Source organism: Brumimicrobium sp., from assembly GCA_023957385.1.
Classification (GTDB): Bacteria; Bacteroidota; Bacteroidia; order Flavobacteriales_D; family Crocinitomicaceae; genus Brumimicrobium.
The window spans coordinates 1,462,957-1,480,296 of record JAMLGZ010000001.1 but is presented as its reverse complement, the minus strand read 5'-3'; the positions used below and the strand labels follow the sequence as shown (position 1 = coordinate 1,480,296).

Below are 17,340 nucleotides of genomic sequence, written 5' to 3'. Positions count from 1 at the left end.
TATTTTCTCTAATATGTAAAACAAATAATATGAAAAAGATATTTTTAACACTTTCTATCGCTCTAGGGTTAATGACCACCCAATATGCGCAAGACTTTCATTTACCGGCACCAAGTCCAAGCATAAATATAAATCAACAATTTTCTACTTCCTTTATAGGATTAAATTATAGCAGACCAGCAGTGAAAGGAAGAATTATTTTTGGAGATTTAATTCCTTTCGGACAAGTATGGAGAACAGGTGCGAATGCTGCAACAAAGGTGAGTTTTGGAGAAGATGTCATTATTGGAGGAAAAACCTTACCTAAAGGCGAATATGCACTTTATACAATTCCCCAGGAAAAGAAATGGACAATTTTATTTAATAAAGGTACTAAAAATTGGGGTTCTGCTGGATATAAAGAAGCAGATAACATATTAAGTGTAGAAGTAAATGTGCTTCCTCTTAACGAAATCCAAGAGAACTTTACAATCACTTTAGAAAACATTTCAGAGAACTCAGCAGATTTGGAATTAATCTGGGAGAAAACAAAGGTGATTCTTCCTATAAAGGCTGACAATCACCAAGCTATTATTAAATATTTTGATAAAGAACTCAAAGGAAAAAACCCGCCATACGCTGATGCTGCTAAGTATTACCTTGCCAATGATTATCAGCTAGATTTAGCATTAGAATATGCAGATAAAGCAATTAAACAAAATCCACAAGCTTTTTATCTATTTTGGACAAAAGCACAAATTCAGGAAAAACTAGGTAAACATGAAGAAGCTGTAGAATCTGCTAAAAAAGCGGCTGAGATTGCCAAAAACATCCCTGCTTTTAGCTATGAATATCAAAAGAAATACGAAGATTTAAGAGATAATAAAAAATAGCAATTGATTTCGTATCAAATAAAAGCAATTAAAAGATAAAAAAAATAAAATTTCATCTATCATAAAGGCTTATTTTTTAAGTGTTTTATCCTAAAAGAATAAAACACTATTATTTTTTTTTTGTAACTTTACAAAAAACACAGCAGTGAATAGGATTGCTTATTATTTGCTTATTTATCCTGTATCCTGGCTTCCTCTGCCGGTAATGTACCTCTTTACTGATTTTTTTTATTTGCTTTTAATCACAATCATTCCCTACCGTAGGAAAGTAGTTAGATCCAATATCGAACGTTCTTTCCCCGATAAGAGCAAAAAGGAACATCGCCGCATTGAACACCGTTTTTACCGCCATTTAAGTAATTTGTTAGCGGAAGGAACCAAAAACTTGAGTATTAATGGGAAATGTTTGCAAAAACGTTTTAAAGTAGAGAACCCAGAACTCATGGAAGAACTTTATAAAGAAGGAAAAGACGTTTTGTTAGTTTCGGGGCACTACAATAATTGGGAATGGCTAATTACAGCGCAAAATTTACTTTTCAAACATCAAGCAGTTGGAATTGGAATGCCACTCACAAGCACTTTTTGGGATAAAACAATCAACAACAGAAGAGCTCGTTTTGGAATGAAAATTATTCATTCCAAGATTACGAATGATTTTTTTAAGAATAATAAGGAGACTATTGCTACACTTGTTCTTTTTGACCAATCTCCTGGTGATGAGCGCAAATGCTATTGGATGGAGTTTCTACATCAAGAAACGGGAGTTATATTTGGCCCTGAAATGTTGGCTAATAAATTCAATCAAGCTGTTGTATATTTTGAAATTCTTCGTGATGGCAGAGGATATTATAAAATGAAATTAACTGAAGTTACTCGTAATCCACGAGAATTAAACTATGGGGAAATCACAGAACGATGCACCAGAATGATGGAACAAACCATTCAAAATGATCCCCCATACTGGATTTGGTCACATAAACGCTGGAAAAAACATAAGCCTGCAAATTATGCAGAAATTTACCAACATCAAAAAGAAGAATTTGAAAGAGCTTATCGCTAGTTATGTATAACCACTTTTTCAAACATATCATTGATTTTTTAGTAGCCCTTATTGGATTGATTTTATTGAGTCCGATTTTTTTTATTGTCACTATTGCACTTTTTTTTGCAAATCAGGGTAAACCCTTCTTTCTTCAACCAAGACCGGGAAGGAATGAACGTATCTTTAAGATAGTCAAATTCAAAACAATGAATGACAAGAAAGATACCCAAGGTAATCTCTTATCAGATGAAGCGAGAGTTACTAAAATAGGGAATTTTGTACGTAAAACTTCCCTTGATGAAATCCCCCAATTAATTAATGTATTAATCGGAGATATGAGTTTAATAGGACCACGCCCTCTACTTGTCCAATACCTCCCACTCTATAACGAAACTCAAAAGAAACGTCACCTTATAAAACCTGGAATCACTGGCTGGGCTCAAGTAAATGGGCGAAATGCCATCTCTTGGAAAGAAAAGTTTGAACACGATATATATTATGTTGAGAATCTTTCTTTCTTACTAGATCTTAAAATTCTATGGTTAACTTTCAAAAAAGTGAGTAAAAGCGAAGGGGTTTCAAAAGAAGGTTTTGCTACTACAGAGGCCTTTACTGGTAACAATTAACGGGTATACTTGCAAACAATTTATATTAAATTTTATTTTATCAAATCGTTTTAATCTTGATAGTTTTGATTCATTTTATGGATCCTATTCTTTATAATATCCTTTAAAGAGGGAGGTTCAATAACAATTAAATCACTTCCATAACTCAATAATTCACGAATAAGTTCTTCAGAAATAGAAACAAACAATTCAAAAATATATTTATCTGTAAGTTCTTTACAAATTTTTTGACTTTTATGTAGAGGTTGAGAAATTAAATAGCGAGCTGAAACAGGCATAACTTCAAGAACTATTTTTTCGGGTAAGGATTCTGATGAAGCAGTTATACCAATAGCATATTTGAAAAAAATATCGGGATTAAAATTACGTGGTTTCTCTCCTTTTTGCTCAGACACTTCAAGTTCAGCTATACGATCAAGTGCATAGGTTATAATTTTTTCTTTAACTAAATCGTACGAAATTAAATACCAACGATTATCGAACTCTTTGAGTAAGAGCGGAACAACTTTTCTTCGTTTGCGCTCTAGTGATTTAAAACTAGCGTAGTAGAAATATACTATCCATTGTTCCTTAATTGCCGAAAATAAAGGAGCCAGAAATTCATTTCCCAAATTAGCAGTTGTTTGTTGGAATTGAATAATCTCTTCATCTTTTTGATTTTTCTTAGTGTCAACTGTGAATTTATCTATGATTTTATTCAGTGCAAAACCAAATTGTTGGAAGATTTCATTGTCTTTAAACTGAGATAAAGTATTCAGTGCAAACTGGATAGAAGAAATATCATCCTCCGACAATGGCACTTCGCTGATAGAGAAGTTGGGGTCATCATAGTAATATCCTTTCTCAATCTTGGAATATTTAATGGGTGCATCCATTTCCTGACGCATTGCAAATAAATCCTTTTCAATAGTAGAATCCGAAATATTTTCCCCTTCATCATTCCCATACAATTCTAACTCACAAGCTCTTCTTAAATCCATTTTATTTGGAAAAGGTTTATACGGATTATGTAATGCCTTATCAATCACCCGATATCGGATTAAAGCATTCTTAATGTGAGGCATCTTAGAATTGTTTTAGTAGTTCTATTCTCTTTTCAATAGGTGGGTGTGTGGAAAATAAACTTCTAAGTCCGCCTAAAAATTTAGACTGAAAAGAACCATTTGAAATAAACATTTGTTTTACATCTTTATTACTCACTTCAGGGACTTCATCTCTACCTGAAATTTTCTCCAACGCACTGGCAAGAGCCAAAGGTTTTTTCGTCATTTCTACAGCTCCAGAATCTGCTAAATACTCTCGTTTTCTACTCAATGAAAGCTTAAAAAATATAGAAAAGAAATAGCCTAATATTGCTAAAACAAGAACAACCAAAAATATAGCACCTCCTCCTTTATCGTCTTTACCCCGCCTTCTACTTCCACCTGTAGACCATAATAATCGGAATGCAATATTGATCAAAAAAGAAAAAATTCCCACAAAAATGATTGAAACAATGAGTAGTCGAACATCTCTATTTCGTATATGGGTTAATTCATGTGCTATAACTCCTTCTAATTCATCATCGTTTAATTTATCAATAATTCCTCTAGTAAGTGTTACCGTATAATTCTTTTCATTAATTCCGCTTGCAAAAGCATTTAACGCTCCTGATTCAATAATACGTAATTTAGGCATAGTCATCCCTACACTCATACATAAGTTTTCGGTAAGATTGTAAACACGCATATTTTCCTTACGGGATAGCGTTTCAGAGTGAGCGCTAGCATTAATCATGGCCGTATTCGACCAATAAGCTATCACAAACCATACACCCACTGCCACAAAAACATAAGGAACAGCTTCAATAAATTGAGAAATTACATTATCCCAATCATAAGGTGTTGATGTATAATTGTTATACTCTGCTGGAGGATTAAAATTAATAATGCTTATAAAAGCAAATACCAATACTAATACTAGAATAGGGAAAGAAAGCAACAACAATATAGATTTCCTATTATTGGAATCAATCTGTTGTTGCAGTCCAATATATTTCATACGAGATTATTTAAAACTTACGTCAGGAGCTTTATCTAATTCCTGTCTTTGTTCTGTACCTAAATCAAACATTGGCTCTTGTTTAAATCCAAAAGCACCTGCAAAAAACACATTTGGGAATTTTTGTACAGCTATATTTAGTTCCTTAGTAGCAGAATTAAAGAATCTTCTTACTGCAGCAAGTTTATTTTCAATATCAGACAATTCCTCTTGTAATTGAAGGAAATTCGTATTTGCTTTTAAATCCGGATACGCTTCAATTTGTATTTTTAATCCTGCCAAAGCAGAAGTTAAACCTTGTTCTGCGGCAATTTTATCATTTACACTATTCGCATTCATACAACCTGAACGTGCTGCCGTTACAGCTTTTAATGTTTCACTCTCATGATCCATATACCCTTTAACTGTATTAACCAATTGTGGAACCAAATCATGACGCAATTTTAATTGTACATCAATATCTGCAAATGCGTTTTCTCTATTGGCTCTTAACTTTACCAAAGAGTTATAAATAGATATAATCCAGATTACAATTACTGCAACAACGATAAGAAAAATAGCTAATGCTCCCATGTTATATTTATTTTTAATTCAGTCAAATATAAAAAAAAATACCGTAACAATAGCTACGGTATTCAATTTTAATTAAGAAGTTTTAACTAATTATTTATTCTTATTTTTAATTAGATCTAATACAATTGGCGAAGCCACACAAATAGATGAATATGTACCTACTAGAACTCCAAACATCAATGCAAAGATAAATCCTTTAATAGCTCCTGCATCGAATACAAAAATAGTTAACAACACAATGAAAGTTGTTGAAGAAGTATTGATAGTTCGACCCAATGTTGAATTGATTGCATCGTTCATAATAGTTAAAGTATCTTTACTCTTATATTTTCCTAAGAATTCACGAATTCTATCAAATACAACCACGGTGTCGTTAATTGTATAACCAATCAAGGTTAAAATTGCAGCTACAAAGGCTTGATCCACCTCCATGTTAAATGGTAATACGCCGTGCAGTAAAGCAAAGATACCTAATACAATAATCACGTCATGAGCAGTGGAGATTGCAGCAGCCGCACCAAATTGCCATCCTTTGAATCGTATCAAAATATACACAAACATAATCAAGATGGAAAACAAAATTGCAATAGCCGAAGACATCTTTAATTCTTCAGAAACAGTAGCTGAAACAGATCTACTATTCTCCACAATTGGAGTTCCATAATTCGGATTAGATTCTAATGCTTTAATAATGTCACCTCTCACTCGGCTTTCAGAATTTGGTACTTTTTGCAAATAGTCTGTAGCAATTTCCACACGATAGTCAGAGTTTCTAGATTTTACTTCAATTGAAGCTGATTGTCCGTTTTCTTCTTTGAGTTCATTACGAAGCAACTTCTTTATATCTTCAGAATGTTTACCAACTGGTTTTTCAAAGACCATCTCATAAGTTCTTCCACCAGTAAATTCAACTGAAGGTTTTAAACCTCTTGTTGATAGAGCTATAATGCTCGTCAAAATTAGAGCACCAGATAAAATATAGAATTTCTTTCTGTTATGTAAAAAACGGAAATTATTATTCGCAAAAAAGTTCTTTGTCACTGAGCTAGAGAAAGCATATTCAACTTTACGAGTTAACTGCCATTCGAAAATCAAACGAGTCACAATGATAGAAGTAAATAAAGATGTGAAGATACCGATAATCAAAGTGATAGCGAAACTTTCAATAGGGCCAGAACCAAATGTCTTTAATACAATTGCTACTAATAAAGTGGTAATGTTACCGTCCATAATAGAAGACAAAGCATTCTTATAACCATCCTGAATGACTAACTTCATTCCTTTTCCATCCCTTAACTCTTCTCGAGCTCTTTCGAAAATAAGTACGTTGGCATCCACAGACATACCCATAGTTAATACAATACCAGCAATACCAGCCAAAGTTAATACAGCACCAAACGCAGCTAATAAACCTACTAAAACTACAATATTCGTAATCAAGGCAATATCCGCTACGATACCAGCTTTACCATAGTAGAATACCAAATAAATCAATACCAAAGCTAGAGCAAATCCAAATGACATAAGCCCCGTACGAGAGTTTTCAGCTCCAATAGTAGGGCCTACAACTGCCTCATCCACAATTACACATGGAGCTGGAAGAGCTCCTGCATTTAAAAGGTTACTTAATGAAGTAGCTTCATCTAATGAAAAACGTCCAGAGATCAATGTTTGTCCCCCGGTGATTGCAGAATTAATAACTGGAGCGCTATACACTTTGTTATCCATTACAATAGCAATAAAATTACCTACATTTTCTGTAGTCATTTGCCCCCATTCTTCAGCACCTACATCCCCCATATCAATACTAACTCCTCTTTCTCCATTATTTGGGTCAATAGAAACACGTGCATTCTCGATATCTTTACCTCCTACTCTTGCTTTCCCATCATCTGGAATCTTTAATGCATATAAAGAGTAAAATAATGTGTCCTGTATCTTTAAATCTTCACTTTTGGCACCCCATACAAATCGGATGTTATCTAACATCATGTCTTCAGCCTTAGCAATCAATTGTTCATTGACACTTGAAGTGTCAGAAGCTTTTGCAAATCCTAAGATAGGGCTATTTTGGTAGCGATTTTCAGCATCAATATTCACTCTAAACATTCTTCCAAAAGAAGATAGTTTTACTTTAGGCTCTTCTTGTGCTTCATCTTTTACTTCAGTAGAATCTCCTACTGTAGCAATATCAGTACTATCTTTTACATCGTCAAATAAATCATCAAACTCCTCATCTTTAGTAGCATCCGCATTTTCTACTAATAATTCGTTGAAAATATTACCTAATTCAGTTCCTTTATATGCTAAATAAAACTCAAGGTTTGCGGTACTTTGCAATTGACTTCTTACTGTCTGTTGGTCTTTTACACCAGGTAATTCAATATATAAACGATTAGAAGTATTATCTTTTGTGATATTAGGCTGTGCTACACCAAATTGGTTGATACGATTTGACATGATAGTCTCAACTCCGTCTAAAGCCCCTTCTGACAATCCTTTTAAATAAGTAACCACTTCTGCATCGGTTGCTTTATTAGTGATTTTAGAAATAACTTCACTCGTAGAAAACTCACGAATTAAATCTCTATCAGGGAACATTTCATGGTGTTTACGAGCAAAAATCTCAACAAAATCTCCTCCTTGTGTATTATACTCATCCAATGCAGCTGCATACGGCTTAGAGAAGTTCAAATCAAATGAGTTCATTGCTGAATTTCTAACTAAATCAGGAATAGAAAGTTGTAGTGTTACAGACATACCTCCTTCCAAGTCTAGTCCCATTGAAACACTCTTATTCTTAACATCCATAAAAGTATTTCCAATATACACTTTATCGTTGTTTTTCTTTTTCAAGATTTCATTTAAGAACGCAGATTTTGCCAAATCATACGCCTCTTTATTCGTCTCAAAATTTACATAAGTACCATTTGGAAGTCTCACTGAATCTCCTTTTGCAGAAGCCATTAATTCCTCAACTCTTTCTATAGCCTCCTTCTGAGCTTCTTTCTCAATTCCGGTTTTTACAAATGAAAATGAAATTTGATAAATACTTACTACTAAAAGTAAAATGGTAAAAAACCAAAAAAATCCTCTGTTACGCATATTCTAAAATGTCGTTATTTAATTTATTAGCGGGCAAATATATAATTATCATTTGTTAAACACAACATTCTATGCGATATGTTTTAGATATTTTTTAAACAAAACAATCTTAAAATCAATTTTAAAAGGGTATTTGTTACTATATAGCGTATATTTGAATAATAAATGTAGGGAAATAAGAAATGAATCACCCACTTTCTATAGAATTAATTAAAAGTAAACTAACTCAAGATTTACCGGGAGAAAAGGCTCATAACCCTGTGTCTCCTTTGGGTAGAAAGGAAGCTTCAAAAATCATTCAAATTACTCATGATTATCGAGAAAGTGCCGTTGGAATGATTCTCTATGAAAAAGAAAAAAACATTGAATCGGTTTTGATGCAAAGAAACCCATACAAAGGCGTGCATAGTGGCGAAGTTTGTTTTCCTGGTGGAAAAATGGAAGTATCAGACTTTAATTTACAAGAAACGGTGCGTCGAGAAATTTATGAAGAAATTGGAATAGCATCAAACAGCCTTTATTTACTGGGACAATTAACGCCTGTCTATATTCCAGTTAGCAAATTTCGTGTACAACCATTCGTTTTTTATCATTCAGGCATTCCTGAATTTTCGCCCAACCAACGAGAAGTAGCTGAGATTTTTTCATTTCCTATTGATGAATTATTCAAAGAGAATATTATAAAATCAACCAATATTCATATTGAAAATAGAGGCGCCCTAAAGGATGTTCCCTATTTTGATTTAAATAATAAAATTGTCTGGGGCGCAACAGCCTTAATTTTAAATGAATTTAAAGAGCTAATCCTATAGGAAATCTATGCTTTCCCAACCATTTTGTATGCAGCTAAGCCTACCATTTCTTTTAGCAATCCAAACCATTCGTTAAACGTATCACCATCTGGGATAATATATTCATTCCACGTATAATAACGTTTTTCACCCGTATATTCATCCGTAGAAAATGGTGTAGCCATAATTCCTTGTTTTTCAAAAAGAGCTTTGGACCGACGCATGTGCCTAGCAGAAGTAACTAGTAAAAAAGAAGTATATTTTGGATAATCTTTATTTAATAGTTCGGCGCTAAACTTAGCATTTTCGTACGTGTTTCTGGATGCTGATTCTACCATGATATCTTCACTGGAAATGCCCCAAGAAACTAACAAGTCTCTTACTTGAGCAGCCTCGTTTAAACCCTTGTCAAATACATATCCACTTCCCCCAGACAGTAAAATCTTATCAATCTTTCCTGTATAATATAAGTCCAAAGTTTGCCAAAGTCTATCTGCTCCCCGACGAGCACTTAGGCGTTTAACATCATTATCATACTCAAACATTCCACTTAACACAATAGCGACTTCATAGTGACTTATACTTTCTTTCTTTACCGCATGTATTTCCCAAACACGTGTCATTTCCTTAAATATAAAGGTATTGGAAAAGAAGAATAAAACGAATAGAGCAGAAATCTTAGCTATCTTTTTTACACGCTGATTTTTACTAAATATCCAAACTAAAACAGCTAAAATCACCCAAGACAAAGGTGCAATAAAGAAATATACTATTTTAGATATAATCAACATATCAATTTACTTTTATTCTTATGAGGAAAGCTTGTAAAAGGTGCCATTTTCACTCATCTGCATAGAAACAATATTCCATGAAATCAATAAAATCAATACCTTATCTATATAGGCTTTCTTTAAATTTATTTTACGATATAATTTACTTAATGTAATAGGACCTTCTTCCTTTATACAAGAAAGAATAAGCTGTTCATTTGTATCAAACACCTCGGGAACAGAGGTTTTATTTTTTTCTCTCTTCCACACTCCTTCTAATATTTTATTTCCAAGTAGAGTATGGTCCTCAAAACGTACATAACTTTTAAAATTTCCATCTTCATCTATCGCTCGTATAGGTTTATTTTCTACAGCTTCTATAACAATTTCAAGTACAAGCTTATGTTTTTCCTGATGGATTTGTGAAGTAAAAGAGATTGCGGGTCTGCAATACATTTCCGCAGCTCCTTGTATCATATGAAATTCTTCTTCAGGATTTATTCCAACTACTTTTCCATTATCCTTCACTCCTATTAACAATCTCCCTCCATCCGTATTTGCAAAAGCAGCCATCGTCCGAGCAATCTTCTTTGCATCGTCCACTCGAAACTTAAAATCTTGCTGCTGATGCTCCCCTTGATTGATATATGAATAAAGTTTATCCATGCTAATTGTAAATATAGTTTTATTTATTCATTATAAAATAGAAAAACTGATTGGTCAAGCATTCCATATCTCCCAAGCTTTAATCGCTTGGTGTTGTAACATAGATAGGCCATTTAAAATATCTGCACCATGTTCTCTTGCTTGTTTTAAGAAAATAGTCTCTTGAGGATTATAAATTAAATCGATTACTAAATGATCTTCGCCAACTAAATCAATTGGAAAATCTGGAGTTTGCTCAACATCAGGAAACATACCAACAGGTGTACAATTCACTATCATTTTGAAAGCATTAACCATCACTTCATTCGCCTGATTGTAATGGAATTCATTATCATTTTTAGGATTTCGAGAAAGATAAGAAACACTTACTCCCAAGTTCTTTAGTACATAAGCCACCGCTTTTGATGCGCCACCTGTTCCTAGAATTAATGCACGTTCATGAACATTTCGAAAAAAAGGTTTGATAGCTTGACGAAAACCATAGACATCTGTATTGTACCCAATCGTTTTCCCATTGTTTATTAAGATTGTATTTACAGCTCCAACCGCTTTGACTTCATCACTTAGTTCATCTAACAAAGGAAGAACTGTTTCTTTATATGGAATTGTCACATTGAGTCCCTTGTATTCAAACAGATGATCATTCATCCATTTTTTCAAAGCCTCTTCATCTTCTAATTCAATGTTCTCGTATATGGCAGTTATCTTTGAGGAGTCAAATTTCTCATTGAAAAAGCTTTTAGAAAAAGAATGTCCTAAGGTTTTTCCTATCAGACCATATTTTATGACTTCCTCTGAACACATGCTATTTTGAATTCTTAGGTGCAAATTTTGCCATAACTACAATTAAGAGATAACCGATTAATGCTGCTAAAAGAGCATAAAACAATAAGGAATCCCCTATATAATCAGCAGGTAAAACATTTCCCATCATCCAATCTTCTTTTCCATCGGAGTGTATAACCACAGGCGCATCTCCTATGGGGTTTTTCCAAGGCCAGATGGTTAGCAATGAACCTACTAAGAATCCAGAAAGAATCATTAGCACAAGGTTTTCATAGTGTTTGAATAAATATTTTAATAAGCGACTAAAAGATAATATGCCCACTAAGCATCCAAATGCAAATACTGCAATTAATACAATATCAAAATTCTTAATACCATCCATTATAGTTCTGTAAGACCCCATTAAAACTAAAATAAATGCACCACTGATACCTGGCAAAATCATTGCACAGATTCCAATTGCTCCACTTAGAAAAATATACCATAAGCTACCACCTGTTCCAACACTATGAATAAGGGAGATATATGCCGCTATACCAGTTCCTGCTAGCAATCCAAGAACGGATAACAAATCCCATTTTTTAATGTCTTTAAGAATCAATTGAATACTTCCCAAGATCAAACCGAAGAAAAATGACCATACCAGTATAGGTTGATTATCCAATAAATAAGTAATCACACGAGAAAGAGACAAAGCTGCGATTGCTATACCGGATATTAAAGCTACAAAGAAATTACCGTTAACATGCTTCCATGAAGAGCGTATCCCCTCTTCTTTTAGTTTTTTAAATGCATCCAGATTTATATTACTAATACTTGTAATTAGTTCTTCATAAATACCCGTAATAAAGGCAATGGTCCCACCTGAAACACCTGGAACTACATCTGCAGCCCCCATTCCTATCCCTCTCAATGTAATTCCAAGATATTGTAGGATTGTTCTTTTTTCTTGCATAATTTATACCTTTGTATTTAGTGGCAAATGTATAAATTAGTTTGAAACAAGGGATAGTCGCTTGAAAATTGATTGAAAAGTAATCGGTTGAAAACTATTTCTTTCTCTGTTTCAAATCAATCCTCAAATCTTCTATATTTATCAAAAAATTGAATAATTATGGCGAAAGGGATAACAAAAGAAAGCGTAAAATTTTTAGAAAAATATTTAAATAATGCATCACCTACGGGGTTTGAATATAATGGGCAAAAAATGTGGTTAGATTACATCAAGCCATATATTGATGATTATATGGTAGATAATTATGGGACTGTTGTTGGGGTCGTTAACCCAAAAGCAGAATACAAAGTAGTTATCGAAGCTCATGCAGATGAAATCTCCTGGTTTGTGCATTACATCACAGATGATGGATTTATTTACGTAAAACGTAACGGTGGCTCTGACCACATGATAGCTCCATCTAAACGTGTAAATATACATACAGATAAAGGGATTGTGAAAGCTGTATTTGGCTGGCCAGCAATTCATACTCGTCATGAGAAAGACCCTGCACCAACTAAAAGTAACATCACTTTAGATTGTGGATGCGATTCCAAAGCAGAAGTTGAAAAACTAGGCGTACACATTGGTTGTGTTGCCACATTTGAGGATGAATTTATGATTCTAAATAAGAATCGCTTTGTTGGACGTGCACTTGACAATAGAATTGGTGGATTTATGATAGCACAAGTAGCTCGTTTACTTAAAGAATCAAAAACAAAACTTCCTTTTGGTTTATATATCGTCAATTCAGTTCAAGAAGAGATTGGTTTACGTGGTGCTGAAATGATTGCTCACAGAATTAAACCTGATGTGGCAATTGTTACCGATGTTTGTCACGATACGAGTACTCCACTCATCGATAAGAAGATTGAAGGAGATTATAAGAATGGATTGGGTCCAGTACTTACTTATGGTCCAGCTGTACAAAACAATCTTTTAAAGCACATCATCAAAGCTGCAGAAGAAGAAAAAATACCGTTCCAACGCATTGTTGCGTCTCGTTCTACCGGAACAGATACAGATGCTTTTGCATACAGTAACGAAGGAGTTACATCTGCATTAATTTCATTGCCTTTACGTTATATGCATACAACCGTAGAAATGGTGCATGAGAAAGATGTTGAAAATACGATTCAGTTGATTCTTGCATCTGTAAAGAGAATTAAGAATAAACAGGATTTTAGATATTTTAAGTAGTGGAGAGTGGAGAGTTGAAAGTGATTTGCTGAGACCTAACTTTCAACTCTCCACTTTCAATTTAATTTGGCGGTTACAAGAAATTGCTGTAATTTTGTAATGGTTAAATAAAGAATCTATGTTTAATACAGATACTGAAACACTTTACGAAGAAGATGTTCTTTTAGAAGAAGTTGCTGAGCACAATCTAATTGTATTTAATGATGATGTAAACACATTTGATCATGTCATTGAATCTTTGATTAAGGTTTGTGAACACGATCCAATCCAGGCTGAGCAGTGCGCTATGATTATTCACTACAATGGAAAGTGTGATGTTAAAGCTGGTGAATATAGAGAATTAGCTAAAATGTGTACTTCATTATTAGATAGAGGTATTTCTGCTGAAGTCTTTTAAGATTTTCCTATAAATTAAATTTGAATTCATAATAAACTCCTTTCTCTGAAGGGAGAATTTGATATACCCCATCTAATTGGTCTACAAAACTTTCTATTAGCATAGTCCCAAGGCCATTATCTTCATCATCATTTTCATTGACTAAGAAACCTGATCCATTATCTTTATAAGTCAGTAAGGCATTATAAATCTGATTTTTAGATATATCTTGTGCTTCTAATGAGATTTCGATAATCGGTGATTTTGCATCCTTAAAAGCATATTTTAAAGAGTTGGATATCAATTCATTAATCAGAAGACCAATGGGGATTAAAAAATCCATATCTACTTTCTGAATAGATGATGAAGTATTGATTTTATATTGAATTTCCTTTCCAATACTAAAATTCATCACATGCATACGAGTAAGAGTTTCTAGATAATCTTTAATTTTTATAGAAGATAGATTATCTGTTTTATATAACATTTCATGAATTAAAGCCATTGACTGGATACGGTTTTGAGATAATTCAATCGCATCTTTAGCTTCTTTATTAGAAACTCTACTTTGAAGGTTTAAAAGGCTATTAATAATTTGTAGATTGTTCTTAACTCTATGGTGGGTTTCTTTGAGTAACAGTTTGATTTCTTCGTTCGCTTTTTTTAATTCAGAACTCCTCTCTTCCACCATTTTTTCAAGAAATTCATTGAATTCTTTTGTTTTTAAATGTTCTAATTTTTGAGTTGTAATATCAAACGTATGAAGAATATACCCCAATACTTTATCTTCTTTTATAATAGCGTTACAAGTAGCTCTATACCAACGGTCTTTATTCACCTCATCATACCCCATCACTTCATATTCTTGAGGTTTACCCGTAGCTGCTGCTTTTTCAAAATTCTTCTTTAAAAATTCCTTATACTTTTCATCAGGAACAAAATCCAACAAATTTCTTCCTATTAATTTTAGTCTACGAGGTTCTCCTAAAGTTCTTACTTTGTTGTGAAATTGAATTACGTAATTTTCATCAACTTGTAAAACATCATCAGGAATATTATCTACTATCGTCTTAAACTTAAACTCATTGATTTCTGCTAGTTCTTGTGTCTGAATAAAACTTCTATTGTCAACATTTAACACCAGAGCCTTAGTGACTTTCCCATCAACAATTTCAAAAGGAGTGAAATAAGCCCTAAACTGTCTATTTTCCCATTCGATATTATATTCTATATCTAAATGAATTGGTTTTCCTGATTTAAAAAAATCTTGAATTAAATTAGAATAGTATTCATATCCTTCTTCTTTTACAAAATCTTTAAACTTCAGTCCAACAATATCTTCCCGTCTTATATAATCGGCAGTTTTATTAATATAAACAATCTCCTCATTACAATCCATTATTACAACATAAGTTGGTAATAATCTCACAATCTTCTCATGGTCAATCTGCCCCATACAATATTAAAAATAAATAATTTGTAAAAGAAAAGTCTAAAAATAGGAAAAGTGTTTATATTTTTCATCATGTACTTGTTTTTTTTGAATAAAAGCGTACATTTGCACTCGCTTATCAAACGGATAAGAAATTAAGGCCTCGTAGCATAACTGAATAGTGCATCAGATTACGGCTCTGAAGGTTGCAGGTTTGAATCCTGCCGAGGTCACTATAACGCTTATGTCCAAGATTATCCAATCTTGTCCATAAGCGTTCAAAAGTACACTCTGAAAAGAGTTTGGTTAGGTTTGTTTTTTGGTTTGGCTACATTTGGATACAATTGGTTACGTAATTTGTGTTACTAATGTGTTACTCACATTACAAAATGTGTTACCAAAATGAAGATTAAAATTTTATTCAACAGAAAGAAAAAACTCAATACCCAAAAAATGGCAGTTATTGAGGTAGAAGTGTATGTTTCAAGAAATTTAAGATTTATAAAATCTACTGGAATTTATTTAGAGCCTAAATATTGGGATGAAAATAAATCCCGGATTAAAAATAATCATCCACAAGCTCCAGAATTAAATTATCGTTTAATCAATTTCAAGAATGAACTCGAGCGACAATATATTTCTGAATATTATCCTTATGGATACTTTAAGGCCGAAAAGAAGAAACGTTTCTTTTATGAATATTTTGAAAACGAGGTAATGTTTATTCATAATGAAAATTTATCGGTTGGAACAAAACGGATTTATACCAGGACCTTAAAATATCTAAAAAAGTTTAGGCCAATAGATTTCCCTATTGAGGAAGTGGATATAGCATTCCTGCAAAGCTTTAATTTATATCTAACAAAACAAAAAGGACTTGCTAATAATGGACGTCATTCCTTGTTTACCAAAATCAGAAAGGTTATGCGAGCTGCAACTTTAGATGATATCATCACTCCTGGCCAGGATCCTTTTCTGAAAGGTTTTAAAATTAGAGAGATTGAACCCGAAAAAACGAGTTTAACGCTGAAAGAACTTACGGATCTTGAGGAGTTAGATATGACTTTACGTCCGGAGCTTATTCTTACCCGGGACATGTTTTTATTTCAATGTTATACTAGTTTAAGATACGGAGATGTATCTACTTTAACACAAGATAATTTTGATCTGTTAGAGAATAATAAGATTAGATTACATTACATTCCCCAAAAAACAAAGAATGTAAACAATAAAAGAATCTCTTGGATTATTACTGACTTTTGGAATGGTAAAGCGGATGCTATTATTAAAAAGTATCTGGATGGACCAGGGATGTTTTTTAAGATTTCCAACGAGTATTACAATCGGCAATTAAAAGAGCTGCAAAGATTTGCTGAAATAAAGACCGTGTTAACATCTCACTTGGCTAGAAAAACCTGTATAACTTTACTTATCAATGATTACGGTTTGGATATTGCAAAAACACAGATGATTGCAGGACATTCAAAAATAGAAATGACACGACGTTATTTGAAAATTGATGAAAGAGATTTAAGCGAAGCTGCAAAGAAGATTGAATGGTAATGATTTGATTATGGAAAGACTTTATAAATATCTTTTCGATGAGCAACTATAACAAAGTCAATAGTTGTTCCGTCAAATTCTATTCCTACACGATAATCTCCGATTTTTATTCTATAATAAGAAGTGAAGGAAGTCATCTTTTTTAAGTTAGGAATATCAGTGAGTTTATTAGCAGTCTCACATTTTTCAATAATTTTTGAAATTCGGCTTTTTATTTGTTGGTTTTTAAGTTTGTCAAGACTTTTATCAAAACTTTTATCAAATGTCACATTCATTTTGAAGATAGTTTTTTCATAATGGCAGTCCTTGAGACTTTTTTTCCTGTCTTCTCAATAGACATATTCAACCCCAATAAAAAATCTTCGTAATCCTCCTTACTTAATTCTTTGTTCTTTATTCTTGTCCTTTTAAGCATTTCTCGAACAAACTTTAATTCTTCTGCACTTTTTGTCTCTATAATAATTGCTCCCATAATTCTTAATCTTTATACAAAGATAACGTATT

General features: G+C 32.9%; 18 protein-coding genes and 1 tRNA gene. 8 read left to right on the top strand and 11 right to left on the bottom strand.

Annotated elements, in window-relative coordinates:
- Nucleotides 1-29 precede the first annotated feature (29 nt).
- From M9897_06535 to M9897_06525, 3 genes are all read left to right on the top strand, one after another.
- On the top strand, nt 30-872 hold the full coding sequence (locus M9897_06535) for a DUF2911 domain-containing protein (protein MCO5268532.1): 843 nt from the start codon (nt 30-32) through the stop codon (nt 870-872).
- A 205-nt stretch (nt 873-1,077) separates the two neighbouring features.
- Nucleotides 1,078-1,932 carry a lysophospholipid acyltransferase family protein gene (locus M9897_06530; GenBank protein MCO5268531.1) on the top strand — a complete coding sequence of 285 codons (855 nt, stop codon included), beginning with the start codon at nt 1,078-1,080 and terminating at the stop codon, nt 1,930-1,932.
- A 2-nt stretch (nt 1,933-1,934) separates the two neighbouring features.
- Nucleotides 1,935-2,540 (top strand): sugar transferase, encoded by a 606-nt coding sequence (locus M9897_06525; GenBank protein MCO5268530.1) that lies wholly within the window; start codon nt 1,935-1,937, stop codon nt 2,538-2,540.
- Between the two features lie 50 nt (nt 2,541-2,590).
- Here the strand turns inward: M9897_06525 and M9897_06520 are convergent, their stop codons facing one another.
- The 4 genes from M9897_06520 to secD all read right to left on the bottom strand — a co-directional run bounded on the left by M9897_06520 (nt 2,591) and on the right by secD (nt 8,258).
- The gene (locus M9897_06520) at nt 2,591-3,604 is read right to left on the bottom strand and encodes a WYL domain-containing protein (GenBank protein MCO5268529.1); all 1,014 of its coding nucleotides are present in this window, start codon (nt 3,602-3,604) and stop codon (nt 2,591-2,593) included.
- A gap of 1 nt (nt 3,605) precedes the next feature.
- Nucleotides 3,606-4,580 (bottom strand): M48 family metallopeptidase, encoded by a 975-nt coding sequence (locus M9897_06515; GenBank protein ID MCO5268528.1) that lies wholly within the window; start codon nt 4,578-4,580, stop codon nt 3,606-3,608.
- A 6-nt stretch (nt 4,581-4,586) separates the two neighbouring features.
- Nucleotides 4,587-5,153, bottom strand: coding sequence for a LemA family protein (locus M9897_06510; protein ID MCO5268527.1), 567 nt, complete (start codon nt 5,151-5,153; stop codon nt 4,587-4,589).
- A 90-nt stretch (nt 5,154-5,243) separates the two neighbouring features.
- Nucleotides 5,244-8,258, bottom strand: coding sequence for a protein translocase subunit SecD (gene secD / locus M9897_06505; protein MCO5268526.1), 3,015 nt, complete (start codon nt 8,256-8,258; stop codon nt 5,244-5,246).
- Nucleotides 8,259-8,440: 182 nt separating this feature from the next.
- Between secD and M9897_06500 the strand changes: the two genes are divergently transcribed.
- The gene (locus M9897_06500; protein ID MCO5268525.1) at nt 8,441-9,070 is read left to right on the top strand and encodes a CoA pyrophosphatase; all 630 of its coding nucleotides are present in this window, start codon (nt 8,441-8,443) and stop codon (nt 9,068-9,070) included.
- Nucleotides 9,071-9,075: 5 nt separating this feature from the next.
- Here M9897_06500 and M9897_06495 read toward each other — a convergent pair whose 3' ends face one another.
- Genes M9897_06495 through M9897_06480 form a run of 4 tightly spaced genes read right to left on the bottom strand, consistent with a single transcriptional unit; the run spans nt 9,076 to nt 12,226 of the window.
- Nucleotides 9,076-9,840 carry a YdcF family protein gene (locus M9897_06495; protein MCO5268524.1) on the bottom strand — a complete coding sequence of 255 codons (765 nt, stop codon included), beginning with the start codon at nt 9,838-9,840 and terminating at the stop codon, nt 9,076-9,078.
- A gap of 18 nt (nt 9,841-9,858) precedes the next feature.
- Nucleotides 9,859-10,485, bottom strand: a complete 627-nt coding sequence (locus M9897_06490; protein ID MCO5268523.1) for an ATP-binding protein — start codon at nt 10,483-10,485, stop codon at nt 9,859-9,861.
- 54 nt (nt 10,486-10,539) lie between these two features.
- Entirely contained in the window at nt 10,540-11,289 is a 750-nt protein-coding gene (locus tag M9897_06485) for a shikimate dehydrogenase (protein ID MCO5268522.1), read from the bottom strand.
- A gap of 1 nt (nt 11,290) precedes the next feature.
- Nucleotides 11,291-12,226 carry a DUF368 domain-containing protein gene (locus tag M9897_06480; protein MCO5268521.1) on the bottom strand — a complete coding sequence of 312 codons (936 nt, stop codon included), beginning with the start codon at nt 12,224-12,226 and terminating at the stop codon, nt 11,291-11,293.
- A 159-nt stretch (nt 12,227-12,385) separates the two neighbouring features.
- On the opposite strand from M9897_06480, the gene M9897_06475 reads away from it, so the two are divergent.
- Together M9897_06475 and M9897_06470 are read left to right on the top strand one after the other, a co-directional pair.
- Nucleotides 12,386-13,465: a M42 family metallopeptidase gene (locus tag M9897_06475; GenBank protein ID MCO5268520.1), complete on the top strand. Its 1,080-nt coding sequence runs from the start codon at nt 12,386-12,388 to the stop codon at nt 13,463-13,465.
- Between the two features lie 118 nt (nt 13,466-13,583).
- Nucleotides 13,584-13,862: an ATP-dependent Clp protease adaptor ClpS gene (locus tag M9897_06470; protein MCO5268519.1), complete on the top strand. Its 279-nt coding sequence runs from the start codon at nt 13,584-13,586 to the stop codon at nt 13,860-13,862.
- A 7-nt stretch (nt 13,863-13,869) separates the two neighbouring features.
- Here the strand turns inward: M9897_06470 and M9897_06465 are convergent, their stop codons facing one another.
- The gene (locus M9897_06465; GenBank protein ID MCO5268518.1) at nt 13,870-15,297 is read right to left on the bottom strand and encodes a PAS domain-containing protein; all 1,428 of its coding nucleotides are present in this window, start codon (nt 15,295-15,297) and stop codon (nt 13,870-13,872) included.
- 135 nt (nt 15,298-15,432) lie between these two features.
- Here M9897_06465 and M9897_06460 point away from each other — a divergent pair.
- Both M9897_06460 and M9897_06455 read left to right on the top strand, forming a co-directional pair.
- Nucleotides 15,433-15,506: transfer RNA gene (locus M9897_06460), tRNA-Arg, on the top strand.
- Between the two features lie 169 nt (nt 15,507-15,675).
- Nucleotides 15,676-16,836, top strand: a complete 1,161-nt coding sequence (locus M9897_06455; protein MCO5268517.1) for a site-specific integrase — start codon at nt 15,676-15,678, stop codon at nt 16,834-16,836.
- 8 nt (nt 16,837-16,844) lie between these two features.
- Here M9897_06455 and M9897_06450 read toward each other — a convergent pair whose 3' ends face one another.
- Nucleotides 16,845-17,111: a type II toxin-antitoxin system RelE/ParE family toxin gene (locus tag M9897_06450; GenBank protein ID MCO5268516.1), complete on the bottom strand. Its 267-nt coding sequence runs from the start codon at nt 17,109-17,111 to the stop codon at nt 16,845-16,847.
- Nucleotides 17,108-17,308 carry a hypothetical protein gene (locus tag M9897_06445; protein MCO5268515.1) on the bottom strand — a complete coding sequence of 67 codons (201 nt, stop codon included), beginning with the start codon at nt 17,306-17,308 and terminating at the stop codon, nt 17,108-17,110. The genes M9897_06450 and M9897_06445 overlap by 4 nt, the downstream gene beginning before the upstream one ends.
- Nucleotides 17,309-17,340: the final 32 nt, after the last annotated feature.

Bases quoted from the DNA above. Each gene is read 5' to 3' on its own strand.
- M9897_06450 (MCO5268516.1), bottom strand. From the start codon at position 17,111: ATGAATGTGACATTTGATAAAAGTTTTGATAAAAGTCTTGACAAACTT.
- M9897_06520 (MCO5268529.1), bottom strand. From the start codon at position 3,604: ATGCCTCACATTAAGAATGCTTTAATCCGATATCGGGTGATTGATAAG.
- M9897_06475 (MCO5268520.1), top strand. From the start codon at position 12,386: ATGGCGAAAGGGATAACAAAAGAAAGCGTAAAATTTTTAGAAAAATAT.
- M9897_06470 (MCO5268519.1), top strand. From the start codon at position 13,584: ATGTTTAATACAGATACTGAAACACTTTACGAAGAAGATGTTCTTTTA.
- M9897_06445 (MCO5268515.1), bottom strand. From the start codon at position 17,308: ATGGGAGCAATTATTATAGAGACAAAAAGTGCAGAAGAATTAAAGTTT.
- M9897_06510 (MCO5268527.1), bottom strand. From the start codon at position 5,153: ATGGGAGCATTAGCTATTTTTCTTATCGTTGTTGCAGTAATTGTAATC.
- M9897_06455 (MCO5268517.1), top strand. From the start codon at position 15,676: ATGAAGATTAAAATTTTATTCAACAGAAAGAAAAAACTCAATACCCAA.
- M9897_06495 (MCO5268524.1), bottom strand. From the start codon at position 9,840: ATGTTGATTATATCTAAAATAGTATATTTCTTTATTGCACCTTTGTCT.
- M9897_06525 (MCO5268530.1), top strand. From the start codon at position 1,935: ATGTATAACCACTTTTTCAAACATATCATTGATTTTTTAGTAGCCCTT.
- M9897_06490 (MCO5268523.1), bottom strand. From the start codon at position 10,485: ATGGATAAACTTTATTCATATATCAATCAAGGGGAGCATCAGCAGCAA.
- M9897_06515 (MCO5268528.1), bottom strand. From the start codon at position 4,580: ATGAAATATATTGGACTGCAACAACAGATTGATTCCAATAATAGGAAA.
- M9897_06480 (MCO5268521.1), bottom strand. From the start codon at position 12,226: ATGCAAGAAAAAAGAACAATCCTACAATATCTTGGAATTACATTGAGA.
- M9897_06465 (MCO5268518.1), bottom strand. From the start codon at position 15,297: ATGGGGCAGATTGACCATGAGAAGATTGTGAGATTATTACCAACTTAT.
- M9897_06500 (MCO5268525.1), top strand. From the start codon at position 8,441: ATGAATCACCCACTTTCTATAGAATTAATTAAAAGTAAACTAACTCAA.
- M9897_06530 (MCO5268531.1), top strand. From the start codon at position 1,078: ATGTACCTCTTTACTGATTTTTTTTATTTGCTTTTAATCACAATCATT.
- secD (MCO5268526.1), bottom strand. From the start codon at position 8,258: ATGCGTAACAGAGGATTTTTTTGGTTTTTTACCATTTTACTTTTAGTA.
- M9897_06485 (MCO5268522.1), bottom strand. From the start codon at position 11,289: ATGTGTTCAGAGGAAGTCATAAAATATGGTCTGATAGGAAAAACCTTA.
- M9897_06535 (MCO5268532.1), top strand. From the start codon at position 30: ATGAAAAAGATATTTTTAACACTTTCTATCGCTCTAGGGTTAATGACC.